3 protein-coding genes are annotated in these 17,529 nt (G+C 77.1%); all 3 read right to left on the reverse strand.

Going from position 1 to position 17,529, the window contains the following annotated elements:
* Window position 1: 1 nt before the first annotated feature.
* From ACFYUS_RS34160 to ACFYUS_RS34170, 3 genes are read right to left on the reverse strand one after another with little or no spacing between them, the layout of a single operon-like run.
* Window positions 2-1,222, reverse strand: a complete 1,221-nt coding sequence (locus tag ACFYUS_RS34160) for an acyl-CoA dehydrogenase family protein (protein WP_388861209.1) — start codon at window positions 1,220-1,222, stop codon at window positions 2-4.
* Window positions 1,223-1,277: 55 nt separating this feature from the next.
* Window positions 1,278-8,153 carry an amino acid adenylation domain-containing protein gene (locus tag ACFYUS_RS34165; RefSeq protein ID WP_388861212.1) on the reverse strand — a complete coding sequence of 2,292 codons (6,876 nt, stop codon included), beginning with the start codon at window positions 8,151-8,153 and terminating at the stop codon, window positions 1,278-1,280.
* Between the two features lie 24 nt (window positions 8,154-8,177).
* Window positions 8,178-17,486, reverse strand: coding sequence for a type I polyketide synthase (locus ACFYUS_RS34170; RefSeq protein ID WP_388861215.1), 9,309 nt, complete (start codon window positions 17,484-17,486; stop codon window positions 8,178-8,180).
* Window positions 17,487-17,529 lie beyond the last annotated feature (43 nt).

Consider the following 17,529-nt stretch of genomic DNA (forward strand, 5'->3'; position numbering starts at 1 on the left):
GTCAGAGGTGGGGTGAGACGGGGTCGCCGCCCAGGCGCAGGTCGCCGACGCCGTCGAGGATCTTCTCCGCGGAGGCGACGTGGCGGCCTGCGGTGATCAGGTCGCGCAGGCACCGGTCGAGCGGGGTGCGCTCGGTGTAGACGGCGGCCGATCCCACGGCGTCGTACAGCAGTTGGGCCGCCTCCCGGCAGGCGCGGTGGGCGAAGTGGCGGGCCAGCGCGGCCGTGCCGCGTTCGGGTTCCCTGCCGGTGCTCTGTGCTGCCCGGTCCTTCTCCTGGGTGGAGTACACGTACGCGTCCGCCGCGCCGATCAGGGATTCGGCGCGCGCGAGGTCGGCCGGGGTGGCGGGCCGCGGCAGCGCGGGGCGCCGGGCGGCGAGGAGTTCCCGGGCGCTGTCCAGTGCGGCCCTGCCGATGCCCAGCGGGACGCCCGCCATCTTGTGGGCGAGGCCGTCGGCGCGCAGGCGGGGCGGTTCCCCGTGGGTGCCGGACGGTACGAGCGCGAAGGTGTGCCGCTGCGGTACGCGGAGGTCGGCGGCCTCGATGTCGTGCGAGCCGGTGCCGCGCAGTCCTGTGGTGTGCCAGGTGTCGGTCACCCCTACCCGCGCGGCGTCGAGGACGGCGATCCTCGGGGTGCCGTCCGGGGTCTGGAAGCCGGCCAGCACCCGGTCGGCGTGGGTGATCCCGCTGGCCTGGGTCCAGCGGCCCGACAGGAGGTAGTCGCCGCCCCGCCGGACCGCCCGCCCGGCCGGCGGCAGCACGGTGGCGGTGACCAGGCCGGGGTCGGGGAACAGTTCGGTGAACACCTCGTCGGGGAGGTGGACCGCGGCCAGTGCGGCGTTCAGCGCGACGGCCGCGCACCAGGCGACCGAGCCGTCCCCCCGGGCCAGCAGGTCGACGGCCCGCGTGATCTGCGGCACCGTCAGCTCGACCCCGCCTCGCCGGGGCGGCAGGGCCGCGCGCAGCAGTCCCGTGGCCTTCAGGCCGTCGAGGACGTCGGCGGGGAGCCGGCCCAGCCGCTCGATCTCGGGCGCGCGTGCCGGGAGGCCCGCGGCGTATGCCCGTACGCGGTCCATGACCTGTCCGGCCGTCAGGTCCGGTGCGGCCGTCAGGTCCGCTGCGGCCGTCAGGTCCGCTGCGGCCGTCAGGTCCGCTGCGGCCGTCAGGTCCGCTGCGGCCGTCAGGTCCGCTGCGGCCCGGCGGGTCGGTTCCACGGTGGTCATCCGGTCCTCCCGGTTCGGTGGTCTGCTTCGGTCCCGTGCTGTCGGTGGGTGCGGGTCACAGGTCGCCCAGCGCCTTGTCGAGTTCGCCGGCCAGGGTCCGGAGGTTCGGGGGACGCATGACGCTGTAGTGGTCGCCGGGAACGTCGACGCTCTCGGCGCGGTCGCCGAGGAGCTCCAGCCACCGGCGGGTGGTGCCGGTGGCGGAGCCGTCCATGGCGCGCAGGAGCCGGACCCTGCCCCGGTACGGGGTGGGTTCGTGGTCGGCCAGGGCGCGGCTGAGGCGCAGGAAGCGGGCCGCGAGCCGTTCCAGGGTGGGGGTGTCGACGTCCTCGGGAAGGACGGCGGCGGCCCGGGCCCGGACGAGGAGTTCGCCGATCGGGGACCTGCCGTCCGCGGGTTCGAGGTCGGCCGGGTCAGGGGCCCAGTCGCTTCCCGCGAGGCCGGCCAGGTCGCGGGCGAAGCGGGCGAGGAGCGCCGTGTCGGAGGGCGGTTCGGTGCGGCCGGGCGGTTCGAGCAGGTCCACGGCCGCGACGAGTTCGACCGTCCTGCCCCGCTCGGTGAGCAGGCGGGCGGTCTCCAGGGCGATCACGCCGCCCATGGACCAGCCGCCGAGCCGGTACGGGCCCTTGGGGAAACGGGCGGTGAGCAGGTCGGCGTAGTGCGCGGCGAGGCCGGTGACGGTGTGCGGCACGGGGCCGGAGTCGGGGTCGGGGTCGGGGTACTGCAGGGCGTGGAGCGGCTGGTCGTCGTCGAGGAGGGCGGCGAGCGGCGCGTAGCACAGGACGTCGCCGCCGACCGGGTGGACGAGGACGAGCGGCGGGCGGGTCCCGCCGTCCCGGATCGTGACCAGGGCCGTCCGGTCCGTGTCGTCGGGCCGCTCGCGCAGCGCCTCGGCGAGCGCCGCGACGGTCGGCCGGGCGAGCAGTGTGGCCACCGGGAGCGACCGGCCGGTGCGCTGCCGGACGCGGGCCATGAGCCGTACCGCGAGCAGGGAGTCGCCGCCGAGGTCGAAGAAGTCCGCGGTGACGTCGACGGGTCCGCCGGCGGGCGGGAAGAAGTCCGCCCAGATGCCGGCGAGGAGCCGTTCGGTCGCGTCGCGCGGGGCGACGGGCTCCGCCGGGCCCTGCGCCGTCTGGTGGGGGGAGGGCAGCCGGCCGCGGTCCACCTTGCCGTTGCCGGTCAGCGGGAGTTCGTCCATCAGGACGACGCGGGCGGGGATCATGTAGCCGGGCAGTTCCTCGCGGAGCGCCTCGCGCAGCGCGTCCTCGGGGGTGTCCGACACGGCGTGGGCGACGAGCCGGCGGGGGCCGCCGCGTTCGCCCTCGGCCGTCACGACCGCGGCGCGGACGTCGGGCCGGCGCAGCAGTGCCGCCTCGATCTCGCCGAGTTCGATGCGGTGGCCGCGGATCTTGACCTGGGTGTCCGCGCGGCCCAGGAACTCGATGGTCCCGTCGGGCAGGTGGCGGCCGAGGTCACCGGTCCGGTAGAGCCGCTCCCCGGTGACCGGGTGGCGGAGGAAGGCCGCGCGGGTCTTCGCCTCGTCGCCGAGGTAGCCGCGGGCCAGGCCGGCGCCGGAGATGTACAGGTCGCCGGGGACGAGGGCCGGGCGGGGCCGCAGCGTCTCGTCCAGGACGTGGAACTTCTGGTTCCGCAGGGGGGTGCCGTAGGGGATGCTCGTCCACTGCGGGTCCACGCGGGTGATCGGGTGCTGGATGGACCAGATGGACGCCTCGGTCGCGCCGCCCAGGCTCCAGGTCCGGGCGTTCGGCAGCGCCGAGGCGATGGCGCCGGGGAGGGTGACCGGGATCCAGTCGCCGCTCAGCATCACCAGGCGCAGCGACGGGGGGCCGCCGAGGGCCCGTAGGTGTTCGACGAACATGTCCATCAGGGCGGGGACGCTGTTCCAGATCGTCACCCGGTGCCGGTCGATCAGCTCCCGCCAGACGGCCGGTTCCCGCTGCGCCGCCGCGTCGGGCAGGACGACGGCGCCGCCGGCCGCGAGCGGGCCGAACACGTCGTAGACCGAGAGGTCGAAGTGGAGCGCGGACAGGGCCAGGACCCGGTCGTCGGCGGTGACGCCGAACCGGTCGTTGACGTCCTGGATCGTGTTGAGCGCGGCGGCGTGCTCGATCATCACGCCCTTGGGGGTGCCGGTGGAGCCCGAGGTGAAGATGACGTAGGCGAGGTCGCCGGGCCCGGCCGGGCAGGGCGGCGGCGGGGTGTCCGCTCCCCCGCCGGCCGGTTCGGTGTCGACGCGCAGCGTGCGGGTGCCGTCCGGGAGGCCGGGGCCGTCCGCGTCCCGCGTCCGGGTCAGGACCAGCCGTATGCCGGCGGCCTCCATGACGGCGTGGAGCCGTCGGCGGGGCATGGTGGCGTCGAGCGGCACGTAGGCGGCGCCGGCCTTGAGGGTGCCGAGGGCCGCGACGACCTGCTCCCAGCCCTTGTCCATCACGATGCCGACGAGCGTGCCCGGGCCCGCGCCGTGGTGGGCCAGCCAGTGGGCGATCCGGTCGGAGCGGCGGTGCGCCTCGCCGTAGGTGAGGGTCCGGGAGGCGGTGATGACGGCGGGCGCGTGGGGCCGGGCCGCGGCCTGCCGCAGGAACCCGTCGTGCAGCAGCCCGGCGGGGAGGGGGCCGTCCGTGGCGTTGGCCGCCCGCCGGGCCTCCAGGTCGGCGGCCGGCACCAACACGGACGGCGGGCGGCGCCAGGCCGTCTCGCCGCACAGGTCCCGCACCAGTTCCAGGTAGGCGTCCCACATGCCGTCGACGACGCCGTCGGGGAACATCTCCTCCACCACGTCCCAGTTGAGGACCAGTTCCCCGTCCTCCTCCAGGGCCTGGTGGTCGAGCCACACCTGCGGCGTCCGCACCGAGCTGGAGACCGGTCGGCCGGCGGTGCCGAGGGCGGTGAGCGCGGTGAGCGCGCCGGCGCCCTGCTCCGAGAAGCCGAGGGTGCTGGTGAAGACCACCGGCATGCTCGCGAGGCCGGTGCCGCCCCGGGTGCGGTTGAGTTCGCGCAGCACCTCGACGCCGCTGACGTGCCCGTGTTCGAGGTCGGCCAGGAGCTGGTCCTGCAGCCGTGCGGCGCCGGAGGCGAAGGCCTCGGCGGGGGCGGCGTCGACCTCCAGCAGGGTGGTCGCGCTGAGGTTTCCGACGATCCGGCCGGCGTCCTCGTGCACGGGCCGGCGGTGGAAGGCCAGCACGTTGAGCGTGAAGCGCGGCGAGGCGCTCCAGGCGGCGAGGACCTGCGCGTACGCGGCGCACAGGGCCGCCGAGGGGGAGGCGCCCGCCGCGGTGGCGTGGTCCTTGAACCGCTGCCAGGCGCCGGGGTCGATCCGGGCCGTGCGGTGGGTGAAGACCGGCCGGCGGGGTGCGGGGCCCGGGCGCAGCGGCAGGGCGGGGGCGGGCGGCAGGTCGGCGAGGCGGCCCTGCCAGTAGGCGAGGGACGCGTCGCGCCGTGCGGTGTCCTCCTGGGCGGCGGCCAGTACGTAGTCGCGGTAGGTGACGGCCGGGGCGGGCGCGGCGGGCGCGCCGGTGCGGTAGGTCTCGGCCCATTCCCGGAACAGCAGTGCGGAGCTGCGGCCGTCGATGATCAGCGCGTCGAAGGTGAGGTGCAGTCGGGTGGTGCGCGCGTCGAGGAGGGTCGCCCGGACGTCGAACAGCGGCCAGAGTGCGGTGTCGAAGGTCTGGTGGCGCATCTCCTGGTGGATCTCGGCGAGGCGGCGGGCCCGTTCGGTCTCGTCGCACGTCCGCAGGTCGACCGTCGCGATCCGGTACGCGGGGACTTCGGGGAGCACCCGCTGCCGGCCGTCCTCGCAGACGACCGCGCGGAGCATGTCGTGCCGGTCGATCAGGTGCCGGAAGGCGGTGGCGAGCCGGTCGGTGTCGGTGTCGTCGAGGTCGATCTCGACGAGGAAGGAGGTGGGGACGCCGCCGAGTTCGAAGGCGTCGGTCCGGCCGACCAGGTAGGCCTGTTGGAGGGCGGTGAGGGGGAAGGGCTCGTACCGGGCCGCGGGGTCGGCGGCCGGTGCCGGGGCGTTCGGCGGCGCGGCGGGCGGTGTCGGGGCGGGCTCCCCGGCCCGGTGCGTGTCGTCGCGTGCCGTCCGGACGGCGTGGGTGAGCTCGTCGGTGCTCCGGCCGTCCAGGAGGCTGCGCAGGGGGATGTCGGCGCCGAGCCGGCGGGCGAGGGACTGCCGGATGTCCATGGCGATCAGCGAGTCGACGCCCAGGTTCCGCAGCGGCAGGTGCAGTTCGTCGCCGGTGACGGCCGCGCCGCGCGCCCGGCCGACGATGCCGGCCACCGCCTCGGCGACGTCGGCGGGGGCGGTGTCTCGTACGGGGGCGGGCTCGGCGGTCCGCTCCGGCGGGGCCGTGGCGGGCGCGGCTTCGAGGCGTACGCCGTCGGCGAGGGCCACGGGGGTGCCGTCGGGGCCCACGAGGCGGACCTGGGCGACGAGCGGCCCGTGGGGGGCCGGTGCGCGGTCGCCGCGGCCGGTGCCCGTCGGGAGCCAGTACCGCTCGCGGTGGAAGGGGTGTCCCGGCAGGGTCGCGGGCGGGCCGTCGGGCTCGCCGTGCACCCGGGCCCAGTCGATCCGCGCGCCTTGGGTGTAGAGGGCGCCGAGGCCGTCGAGGAGGGTGCGGCGGGCGTCCTGCCCCTCACGCAGCGACGGCAGGAAGGCGGTGGGCGCGGTCGCCCGGAGCCGGTCGAGGACCGGCGAGGCGGGCCCCAGTTCCACGAGGCCGCGGTGTCCGTCGCGCAGGAGCGCGGCGACCGCGTCGGTGAACCGTTCCGGCCCGGTGGTGTCCGCCGCGGGCCGGGCCGTCGCCGCCCGCCAGGCGTCCTCCAGGCTCGACTCCCCCCGCAGGCAGGCGGCGACCGGCTCGCCGGCGCCGTGGCCGAGGACGGCGGCGGGCTCCACGCCCCACGACCGCCACAGTTCGGCGAGCGCGTACGTGAGGGCGAACGGCGAGAGCCGGCCGGCGCCCGCCTCGGCGCACCGCGCCAGGGCGTCGTGGAAGGCGGGCTCGGTGTCGGCCAGTGCGGCGAGCGCGTCGGCGTACCGCGGCTCCGGGAGGCCGGTGACGAGGAGGACCGGGCCCCGGTCCGCCTTCGGGGGCCGGACGCCGGCGCGGACGCCGGGCGGCGGCTCCTCGTCCGGGCGCGTCCGGGCGAGGAGGTCGCGCAGTTCGGCGCGCGAGGAGGCGACGGCCGTGAGCCGGTGCGGGAAGTGCGCCCGTCCCAGGCTCGTGGTCCGGCAGATCGCCGCGAGCGAGTCACCGCCGGCGGACTCGATGGCGTCGGCGGACTCGGCGGCGGGCCCTGCGCCGGCTCCGGCTCCGGCACCGGCACCGGCTTCGGCTTCGGCTTCGGCTTCGGCTTCGGCTTCGGCTTCGGCTTCGGCTTCGGCTTCGGCTTCGGCTTCGGCTTCGGCTTCGGCTTCGGCGAGCAACTCGGTGTAACGCGCGGTGAGTTCGGCGAGGGCCGCCGGGGTCCTGGCTGACAGGGTCAGCAGGCGTGGCCGGCCGGGCGCGTCGGCGGGCGGGGTCCGGTCGGGGTCGGCGGGGGGCTCCTCCAGGATGACGTGGGCGTTGGTGCCGCTGATGCCCTGGGAGGAGACCGCCGCGCGGCGCGGCCCGGACGTCTCGGGCCACGCGGTCTGCCGGGCGACGAGCTCGACGCCCGCCGACCAGTCGACGTGCGGGGTGGGCTCCGCCACGTGGAGGGTGGCGGGGAGGGTGCCGTACCGCATCGACAGGACCGTCTTGATGACGCCGGCGACGCCGCCGGCCGCCTGGGTGTGGCCGAGGTTGGACTTCACCGAGCCGAGCCGCAGCGGCCGGTCGCGGCCGGGCCCGTAGACGGCGAGCAGGGCGCGGGCCTCGATCGGGTCGCCGAGCGGGGTGCCGGTGCTGCCCGCCTCCACCACCTGGATGTCGCCGGGTTCGAGGCGGGCGTCCTTCAGCGCCTGCCGGAGGACCCGCTGTTGCGCGGCGCCGTTGGGCGCGGTGAGGCCGTGGCCGGCGCCGTCCTGGTTGACCGCGCTGCCGCGTACCACGGCCAGGACCCGGTGGCCCAGGCGCCGGGCGTCCGACAGGCGTTCCACCAGGAGCATGCCCGCGCCCTCGGAGAGGCCGCTGCCGGAGGCGGCGGCCGAGAAGGGGCGGGACCTGCCGTCCGGCGACAGGCCTCGCATGCGGGTGAACTCGGTGAACAGCCGGGGCGTGGACATGATGGTCGCGCCGCCCGCCAGCGCCATGGCGCACTCGCCGCGGCGCAGGGACTGGACGGCCAGGTGCAGCGCGACCAGCGAGGACGAGCAGGCCGTGTCCACGGTGAGGGCCGGGCCGCGCAGGCCGAGCGCGTAGGAGATCCGGCCGGAGGCGACGCCGCCGGCCGTCCCGGTGGTCAGGAAGCCCTCGGCCTCCTCGGGGACGTCTACGTCCGCCTGCCCGTAGTCCTGGCAGGACAGTCCGGCGAAGACGCCGGTCTCGGTGTCGCGTACGGACCGCGGGTCGATCCCGGCGTCCTCGAAGGCCCGCCAGGCGGTCTCCAGGAGCAGCCGCTGCTGCGGGTCCATGGCGAGGGCCTCGCGGGGGCTGATGCCGAAGAAGGCCGCGTCGAAGTCGGCCGCGCCGCGCAGGAAGCCGCCCGCGCCGGTCAGGCTCCGGCCGCCGCCGTCGGGGTCGTACAGGCCGTCCTGCCAGCCCCGGTCGCGGGGGAAGGGGCCGACGGTCTCGCCGCCCTCGGCGAGCAGCCGCCACAGGGCGGCGGGCGAGTCGGTCCCGCCCGGGTACCGGCACGCCATGCCGACGATCGCGATCGGCTCCCGGTCGCCGTCCTCCAGCTCGCGCAGCCGCCGGCGCGTCCGGTGCAGGTCGAGGGTGAGGCGCTTGAGGGAGGCGAGCAGCCTCTCGTCCGTTTCTGATGCCATGACGGATCGGTCCTTCGTGGGGGGTCAGGAGCCGGAGAGCTCGCGGTCGATGAAGTCGAGGAGTTCGTCGGCGGTCGCGGCCTCGACGAGTGCCGCCACCTCCGCCGCCTGCGCCGCCTGCGCCGCCTGCTCTGCCTGCGCTGCCGCCGTGTCCCCGGAGTCCTCGAAGGTCTTGGGGGCCGGGGGCTGCTCGCGCGGGGCGAGTTCCGCGTCGAGGACGGCGACGACCTCCGGCAGCGTGGGGGCCTCGAACAGGAGGGTGACGGGGAGCTTGAGGCCGGTCGCGGCGCCCAGGCGGTTGCGGAACTCGACCGAGGTGAGCGAGTCGAGTCCGAGCTCGCCGAACGGCCGGTCGTCCGCGATCTTCTCGGGCCGGGTGCCGAGGACGGCGGCCATGTGGGTGCGGACCAGGTCGGCCAGGACCTCCGCCCGTTCGGCGGCGGTCAGGCCGGTGAGCTCCTCCCGCAGCGGCCGCGGCCGCCGTGCGGGCTCGTCTCCGGGCCGGGCCGGGCCGCCGGCCGCCACCTCGCGGAGCACCGGCGGGAGGTCGGCCGCCAGGTCGCGCAGGGCCTCGCGGTCGAACCTGGCGGGGGCCAGGACGGCGTGCGGGGACAGCAGCGCCGCCTCCAGCAGGGCCAGGCCGTGGTCGGGGGCCATCGGCACCAGGCCGGCCCGGGCGAAGCGGGCGCGGTCGGCGTCGGTGAGGGCGCCCATCATGCCGTCCGGGTCGTCCCACAGGCCCCAGGCCAGCGCGAGGGCGGGCAGGCCACGGGTGCGGCGGTGGCGGGCGAGCCCGTCGAGGAAGGCGTTGGCGGCGGTGTAGCCGCCCTGGCCCGCCCCGCCGAGCGTGCCCATGACCGAGGAGGCCAGGACGAACGCGGTCAGCGGGTGGCCCGCGGTCAGTTCGTGCAGGTGCCAGGCCGCGTCGGCCTTGGCCCGCATGACCCGGTCGATCCGGCCGGGGGTCAGTGTGGTGACCGGGGCGTCGTCGGCCACGCCGGCGACGTGGACCACCGCGGTCAGCGGGTGCCGTGCGGGGACGGTGTCGATCAGCGCGGCGACGGCCTGCCGGTCGGCGACGTCCAGGGCCGCGAAGCGCACCTCGGCGCCGAGGCCGGTCAGGTCGGCGGCCAGGCCGGCGGCGCCGGGCGCGTCGCCGCCGCGGCGGGAGGCCAGCAGGAGCCGTCGTGCGCCGTGGCCGGTGACCAGGTGGCGGGCGAGGGCCCGGCCGATGGCGCCGGTGCCGCCGGTGATCAGGACGGTGCCGTCCGGGTCGAGGACCGGCGGGAGGGTGAGGACGACCTTGCCGACGTGGGTGCCCTGCCGCAGCAGCCCGAAGGCCTCGGGCGCGCGCCGGACGTCCAGGTCGGTGACGGCGGGCCGGGTGAAGGCTCCCTCGGCGAACAGTTCGACCACCCGGTTCAGGAGGCGGCCGAGGTGCTCGGGCGGCAACTGGAGGAGGTCGCAGGGCCGGTAGCGCGCGCCGGGGTGCGTCGAGGCCACTTCGGCGGGGTCCCGCGGGTCGGTCCTGCCCAGTTCGACCAGGAGGCCGCCGGGCCGCAGCAGCCGCAGCGACTCGTCGAGCAGCTCGCCGGTCAGGGAGTTCAGGACGAGCGCCATGCGCCGGCCGCCGGCGCCGAAGCGGGTGGCGAAGCCGGGTTCGCGGGAGGAGGCGATCCGGTCGTCGGTCAGGCCGAGGGCGCGCAGCGCGGGCCACTTGGCGGGGCTCGCGGTCGCGTGGACGTCGGCGCCCAGGTGCCGGGCGAGCTGGATCGCGGCCGTGCCGACGCCGCCCGCCCCGGCGTGGATCAGGACGGGGTCGCCCGCGGCCGTCCCGCCGAGTTCGGTCAGGGCGTGCAGGGCGGTCAGGTGGGTGACGGGCACCGCGGCGGCCTGGGTGAACGACCAGCCGTCGGGGATCTTGACGAGGGTGCGGTGGTCGGCGTGGGCCACGGTGGCGAACGCGCCGGAGAACAGGCCCATCACCCGGTCGCCGACGGCCAGGCCGGTGACGCCGGGGCCGGTCGCGGTCACCACGCCCGCGCCCTCCAGGCCGAGCGGGCCGGGGTCGCCGGGGTGCATGTCGAGCGCGCCGAGGACGTCGTGGAAGTTGAGCCCGGCGGCGCGGACCGCGATCCGGACCCGGCCGGGGCCGGGTTCGGCGGCGGCCTGGGGGCACGGCCGGATCTCCAGGGCGTCCAGGGTGCCGCGTCGGGGGATGTCCAGGCGCCAGGCGGGCGCGTCCCCGGGCAGCGGCAGTACGGGGCCGCCGGCGGCGGCCTTGAGGCGGGGCACCAGGACCGTGCCGTCGCGGACCGCCAGCTGGTGTTCGTCCGAGGCCGTCGCCGCGGCCGGGACGGCGGTGGTGTCCGGGCCGAGGTCGACCAGGACGAACCGGCCCGGGTGTTCGACCTGCGCCGTCCGCACCAGGCCCCAGACCGCCGCCTGCGCGAGGTCGGTGACGGTCTCGCCGGGCCGGGCCGCGACGGCCCCCCGGGTGACCAGGACCAGGCGGTCCTCGGCGGGCCGGTCCCCGGCGAGCCACCGGGCGAGCAGGTCCCGGGTGCGGCGCACCGCGTCCCTGGCCGCCGCCGGCACGTCGGACGCGGCCGCGCCGCCCGGGCAGGCCACGACGGCGGGCCCGGCCGGCCGTGCCGCCGCGGGCGGCGCGTCCGGTTCGAACGCGTCCCACGGCACCGGCGCGTGACCGGCCCTCGCGGCGGCGGGCGGTGCGGACAGCGGTTCCCAGTCCGGGACGAAGCAGGAGTCGCGCGCGGCGGTGGCGGGGTCCACGGCGGGGGCCGCCTCGACCGGGCACAGTTCCAGCGCGTCGACGAGGGCCGCGGGCCGCCCGTCGGCGTCGAGCAGGGTCAGGGTGGTTCCGCCGTCCGCGGCGGGCCCCGCGTGCGTCCGCAGCGACGTGTGGCCGCCCGTGCCGAGCAGGCGGACCCCGCGCCAGCGCAGCGGCCGCACGGGCCGGCCCCGGCGGGCGAGCTCCTCGGCGGCCAGGGCGTGCAGGGACGCGTCGAGCAGGGCGGGGTGGAGGCGGTAGGAGGCGGCGTTCCGGGCCTCCGGTTCGGGCAGGACGGCCTCGGCGAACCGCTCCGCGTCGTGCCGCCAGGCGGCCCGGAGGCCCTGGAAGACCGGCCCGTGCCCGTGCCCGCGCAGCTCGAGGTCCTCGTACACGCGCGTCACCGGCACCGGTGCCGCCCCGGCGGGCGGCCACGTCGCGTCGGACGGCCGGTCGGTGGGAGCCGGTGTCGTCACCGCGTCGGGTCCGGCCGGTGTCGTCGCCCGGTCGGGTCCGAGGGTGCCGTGGGCGTGTGCGGTCCATGTGCCGCCGGCCGTCCGGCCCGATATCCGGCAGGCGCGCAGCCCGTCGGCGTCCTGGGCCGTCACCCGCACCCGCAGGTCGACGGCGCCGTCCGCCGGGAGTTCCAGGGGCGCGGAGAGCGTCAGTTCCTCGACGCGTGCCGTACCGGCCTCCGCGCCGGCGTGCAGGGCCATCTCCAGGAGCGCGGTGCCCGGCACGACGACCGTGCCGGCGAAGGTGTGGTCGGCCAGCCAGGGATGGGTGCGGGCGGAGAGCCGGCCGGTGAACACCGTCTCGTCGTCGCCGAGGTCGACGGCCGCCCCGAGCAGGGGGTGGCCGGCCGGCGCCTGGCCGAGGTCGGCGGTGTCCGAGGGCCCGGTCGTGGGCGTGAGCCAGTGACGGCGGTGCCGGAAGGGGTAGGTGGGGAGGCCGGCGGGGGCCGCGGCCGGTCCGGTGGCCGGTCCGGTGAGCCGTTCCCACGCGAGGGGCAGGCCCCGGACGTGGGCCTCGGCGGCGGAGGTGAGGAAGCGGCGCAGGCCGCCGTCGTCGCGGCGCAGCGAGGCGGTCACGATCCCGTCGGTTTTGGCCTCTTCGAGGATCTGGCCGAGGGCGCCGGAGAGGACCGGGTGCGGGCCGACCTCCACGAAGGTGGTGTGGCCGGAGGCGACGAGCGCCTGGGCCGCGTCCTGGAAGCGGACCGGGTGGCGCAGGTTGCGGTACCAGTACGACGCGTCGAGCGCGCCGCCCTCCTGCCAGTCGGCGGTGACGGAGGACATCATCGGGATCTCTCCGGTACGCGGTGTCAGCGGCGCCAGTTCGGTGAGGATCCGTTCGCGGACCGGTTCGACGGCGGGGCTGTGCGAGGCGAAGGCCGCCGGGACGACGCGGGCGTCGACGCCCTCGGCGCGGTAGCCGTCGACCAGTGCGGCGACCGCCTCGGGGGGGCCGGCGACGACGGTGGTGGCCGGTCCGTTGACGGCGGCGACGTCGAGGAGGGTGCCGAGGCGTTGCCGTACGTGCCGGGCGGGCAGCGGGACCACCGCCATGCTCCCCCGGCCGATCAGGTCGACGGCGGTGGCGCTGCGCAGCGCGATGGCGCGGGCGCCGTCCTGCAGGGAGAGCGCCCCGGCGACGACGGCGGCGGCGATCTCGCCCTGGGAGTGGCCGATCACGGCGTCCGGGACGAGGCCGGCCGACCGCCACAGCCCGGCCAGCGACACCATCACGGCCCACAGCGCGGGCTGGACGACGTCGACCCGGTCGAGCGGGGTCGCGCTGCCCAGGACGTCGGTGAGCGACCAGTCGACGTACGGGGCGAGGGCGCGTTCGCAGGCGGCCAGGCGGGCGGCGAAGACGGGGCTCTCGGCGGCGAGTTCCGCCGCCATGCCCGGCCACTGGCCGCCCTGGCCGGGGAAGACCAGCACGGTCCTGCCGGGTTCGCCGGCCCGGCCGGTGACCAGGCCGGGGGCCTCCTGGCCGCGGGCCAGCGCGTCCAGGGCCCGGCCGGCCTCCCGCCGGTCGGCGGCGATCACCACGGCGCGTTCCTCGAAGGGGGTCCTGGTGGTGAGGGCGGGTGCCGCGCCGATCGGGTCGTGGGGTGCGTCGGCCAGCCTTCGGGCCTGCTCCCGCAGGGCGTCCGGGGTCCGGGCCGAGAGGACGAGGGGGACCACGGGCGGCCGGGCCGGCTCGTCGGCGGGTTCGGGCGCGGGGGGCGGTTCGGCCAGGATCACGTGCGCGTTGGTGCCGCTGATCCCGAACGAGGAGACGCCGGCGCGGCGCGGGGCGCCGGTCTGGGGCCAGGGGCGGGAGCGGTCGAGCAGGGCCACCGCGCCGGAGTCCCAGTCCACGTGCGGGGAGGGTTCGTCGGCGTGCAGGGTGGCGGGCAGGGTCGCGTGCCGGAGGGCCTGGACCGTCTTGATGACGCCGCCGACGCCCGCCGCCGCCTGGGCGTGGCCGATGTTGGACTTGAGGGAGCCGAGCCACAGCGGCCGGTCGCGGTCGTGCCCGTAGGCGGCGAGCAGGGCGTTGGCCTCGATCGGGTCGCCGAGCGCGGTGCCCGTGCCGTGCGCCTCCACGGCGTCGACCTGGCGGGGGGTGAGGCCGGCGTCGGCCAGGGCGTCGGCGATGACGCGCTGCTGGGCGGTGCCGCTCGGTGCGGAGAGCCCGTTGGAGGCGCCGTCGGAGTTGACGGCGCTGCCGGCGACCACCGCGAGGACGGGGTGGCCGTGGCGGCGGGCGTCCGAGAGGCGTTCGACGACGAGCATGCCCGCGCCCTCGGCCCAGCCGGTGCCGTCGGCGCGGGCGGAGAAGGCCTTGCAGCGGCCGTCGGCGGCCAGCACCCGCTGCCGGGAGAGTTCCACGAACATGCCGGGGGTCGCCATGACGGTGACCCCTCCGGCCAGGGCGAGCGTGCACTCTCCCCCGCGTACGGCCCGCACCGCCTGGTGCAGTGCGACCAGCGACGCCGAGCAGGCGGTGTCGACGGTCAGCGCGGGCCCGTTGAGGCCGAGGACGTAGGCGATCCGGCCGGAGACCACGCTGACGCTGGTGCCGGTCAGCAGGTGGCCCGCGACGCCGGGTCCGGCGGTCTGCATGCTCGGCCCGTACCCGGAGTGCATGGCCCCGGCGAACACCCCCGTGCGGCTTCCCCGCAGCGTCGCGGGGTCGATCCCGGCGCGTTCCAGCGCCTCCCAGGCGACTTCCAGGAGGAGCCGCTGCTGCGGGTCCATGGCGAGCGCCTCGCGCGGGCTGATGCCGAAGAACTCCGCGTCGAAGCCGGCCGCGTCCCGCAGGAAGCCGCCCTGGCGTGCGTAGGAGGTCCCGGGCCGCTGCGGGTCCGGGTGGTGGAGGGCCGCCAGGTCCCAGCCGCGGTCGCCGGGGAAGTCGCCGATGGCGTCGGTGCCGGCGGCGACCAGGTCCCACAGGTCGTCGGGGGATCCCACTCCGCCGGGGAAGCGGCAGGCCATGCCGACGATGACGACGGGGTCGTCGTGCGGATCGTCGGGCGGGGCGCCGGGGGTGCGGGCGGGGCCGGTCCGCTCCGGTACGGCCGCCGGGGCCGGCTCCTCCCCGCCGGCCTCGGCGATCGCGGTGGCCGCGGCGGCCGGGCTGGGGTGGTCGTACAGGAAGGTGCTCTCCAGCCTGAGCCCGGTCGCGGTCGACAGCCGGTCGCGCAGTTCGAGCGTCATGGCCGAGTCCAGGCCCAGTTCCCGGAAGGTCAGGCCGGGCGGGACGTCGGCGGCCGGGCCGGCGCCGAGCACGACGGCGGTGAGGCTGCGGACCAGTTCGCGCACCGCCCGCGGGTCCCCGGCCGGGGCCGAAGGCGCGGCCGGGGCCGGGGCCGGGGGCCCGTCCGGTGTCTCCCCGGTGGTGTCGGGCAGCCCGGCGGGCCAGAAGGAGCGGCGCTGGAAGGGGTAGGTGGGCAGGTCGGCCAGGGGGGCGGAAGGGGGCAGCAGCGCGGCCCAGTCGACGGCGACGCCGTGCGTGAAGGCATCGGCGGCCGCGGTGAGGAACCGGCGCCGGCCGCCGTGGTCGCGGCGGAGCGTGCCCAGCGCGGCGCCGCCCCCGCCGCGCAGGTCGATCGCCCCGCGGACAGCCGTCGTCAGCACGGGGTGCGGGCTGATCTCCAGGAACGTCGAGTGGCCCTCGTCCAGCAGCTTCTCGACGGCCGGTCCGAACCGCACGGGTTCGCGCAGGTTGCGGAACCAGTAGGCGGGTCCCAGGGAGGCGGTGTCGACCGGTTCGGCGGTGACGGTCGAGACGAAGGGCACGCCGGCGGGGCCCGGGGCGATCCCGTCGAGGGCGGCGAGCAGTTCCTCCCGCAGGACGTCGACGTCCGCGCTGTGCGAGGCGTAGTCGACCGGGATCCGCCGGGTGCGGACCTGCGGCCCGTAGTGGGCGGCCAGCGCGTCGAGCGCGGCGACCGGTCCCGCGACCACGGTGTGCGCGGGGCCGTTGACCGCCGCGACCGACAGCGCGGGCGCGACCGCCTCGATGTCCCGCGCCACCCGGGCGGGCGGGTGTTCCACCGACAGCATCCCGCCCCGGCCCGCGATCCGGCCCGGCATCCGGCTGCGCAGGGCCACGATCCGCGCGCCGTCCGCCAGGGAGAGGGCGCCCGCGACGGTGGCGGCGGCGATCTCGCCCTGGGAGTGGCCGATCACGGCGGCGGGTTCCACCCCGGCCGACCGCCACAGCTCGGCCAGCGACACCATCACCGCCCACAGGACGGGCTGGACCACCTCGTCGGCCGTCAGGGGCGGCGCGCCGGGGACTTCTCGCAGGACGTCGGCCGGCGACCAGTGCGTGTACGGGCGCAGGGCGTCCGCGCAGGCGTGGAGGCGGGCGGCGAAGACCGGTTCGGTGTCCAGCAGTTCGGCGGCCATGCCGGCCCACTGCGAGCCCTGGCCGGGGAAGACGAAGACCGGCCGGACCGGCGGCCCCTCGTGGCGGCCCTCCACGACGGCCGCCGACGGCCGGCCGGCCGGCCGGCCCTCCAGTTCGGCGAGGAAGCCGTCGCGGCCGTCCGCGACGATCACGGCGCGGTGGGCGAACGTGGTGCGGGTGAGGGCCAGCGACCGGCCCACCGCGGCCGCGCCGAGCTCCGGACGTGCCGCCACGTGGGCGCGCAGCCGTGCGGCCTGGTCCCGCAACGCGGCCTCGTCGCGCCCCGACAGGACCCAGGGCAGCACCGTGTCCGTGGCGGCGTCCGTCCCCGTGTCCGTGTCGGTGTTTGTGTCTGTGTTTGTGTCCGGCGGGTCGGAGAGGATCACGTGGCAGTTGGTCCCGCCGATCCCGAACGAGCTGACCCCGGCGATGAGGGGCCCGTCCGGCGACGGCCAGGGCCGGGCCTCGGTGGTGACCCGCAGCCGCAGTTCGTCGAGCGGGATGCGGTCGCCGGGGCCGGAGTGGTTCAGGGTGGGGACGAGTTCGCGGGCGCCGACGCACAGGACGGCCTTGATGAGGCCGGCGATCCCGGCCGCGCCCTCCAGGTGGCCGATGTTCGTCTTCACCGACCCGACCAGAAGCGGGGTGTCCCGCGTACGGGAGGGGCCCAGGGCCGCGCCGAGCGCGGCGGCCTCGACCGGATCGCCGACGCGGGTTCCGGTGCCGTGCAGTTCGACGTACGCGACCTCCGCGGGTGCGACGCCCGCGTCGGCGCAGGCGTCGAGGATCACCCGTTCCTGGGCGGCCCGGCCCGGCGTGGAGAGGGTCTCGGTCGCGCCGTCGTTGTTGAGGGCGCTGCCGCGGATGACGGCGTGGACGCGGTCGCCGTCCCGCAGGGCGGCCTCCAGCGGCTTGAGGACGACGATCCCGCCGCCCTCGCCCCGTGCGTAGCCGTTCGCGCGCGCGTCGAAGGTGAAGCAGCGGCCGTCGGCCGACAGGGCCCCGGCCCGTTCCAGGGCCAGGGTGCTCTGGGGTGCGAGGATCAGGTTCACCCCGCCGGCCAGGGCCAGTTCGGACTCGCCGTTGCGCAGGCTGGCGCAGGCCAGGTGGACGGCGGCGAGGGACGAGGACTGGCCGGTGTCCACCACCAGGCTCGGGCCGTTCAGGCCCAGGGTGTACGAGATCCGGTTGGCGGTCACGCCGCGCTGCAGGCCGGTCAGGGTGTGGCCGGTCACCGCGTCGGGGCCGGCGTCGTGCAGGAGCTTGGCGTAGTCGTCGGCGATCACTCCGAGGAAGACGCCGGTCCGGCTGCCCCGGAGGTCGCCCGGCAGGGTCCTGGCGTCCTCCAGGGCCTCCCAGGCCAGTTCGAGGGCGAGCCGCTGCTGCGGGTCCATGGCGAGGGCCTCGCGCGGCGGGACGCCGAAGAAGGCGGGGTCGAAGCCGTCGACCCGGTCGAGGAATCCGCCGCGCTCCGGGCCGCGGCCGTGCCGCCGGCCGGTGACCGCGTCGCCGCCGTCGCGCAGCAGCCGCCAGAAGGCCTGCGGTCCGTCCGCGCCGGGGAAGCGGCAGCCGATCCCGATGACGGCGACCGCGCGCGAGGGGCGTTCCAGCCCGCCCTGATCAGGCATTGCCATGTCGATGTACCTCGGTGCCTCTCGCTGAGTCGGCGGATTCCAC

This window comes from Streptomyces sp. NPDC004284, from assembly GCF_042874035.1.
In the GTDB taxonomy this organism is placed as follows: Bacteria; Actinomycetota; Actinomycetes; order Streptomycetales; family Streptomycetaceae; genus Streptomyces.

Excerpts from the sequence above, each read along its gene's own strand:
- ACFYUS_RS34165 (WP_388861212.1), bottom strand. The coding sequence starts at position 8,153 with ATGGCATCAGAAACGGACGAGAGGCTGCTCGCCTCCCTCAAGCGCCTC.
- ACFYUS_RS34170 (WP_388861215.1), bottom strand. The coding sequence starts at position 17,486 with ATGGCAATGCCTGATCAGGGCGGGCTGGAACGCCCCTCGCGCGCGGTC.
- ACFYUS_RS34160 (WP_388861209.1), bottom strand. The coding sequence starts at position 1,222 with ATGACCACCGTGGAACCGACCCGCCGGGCCGCAGCGGACCTGACGGCC.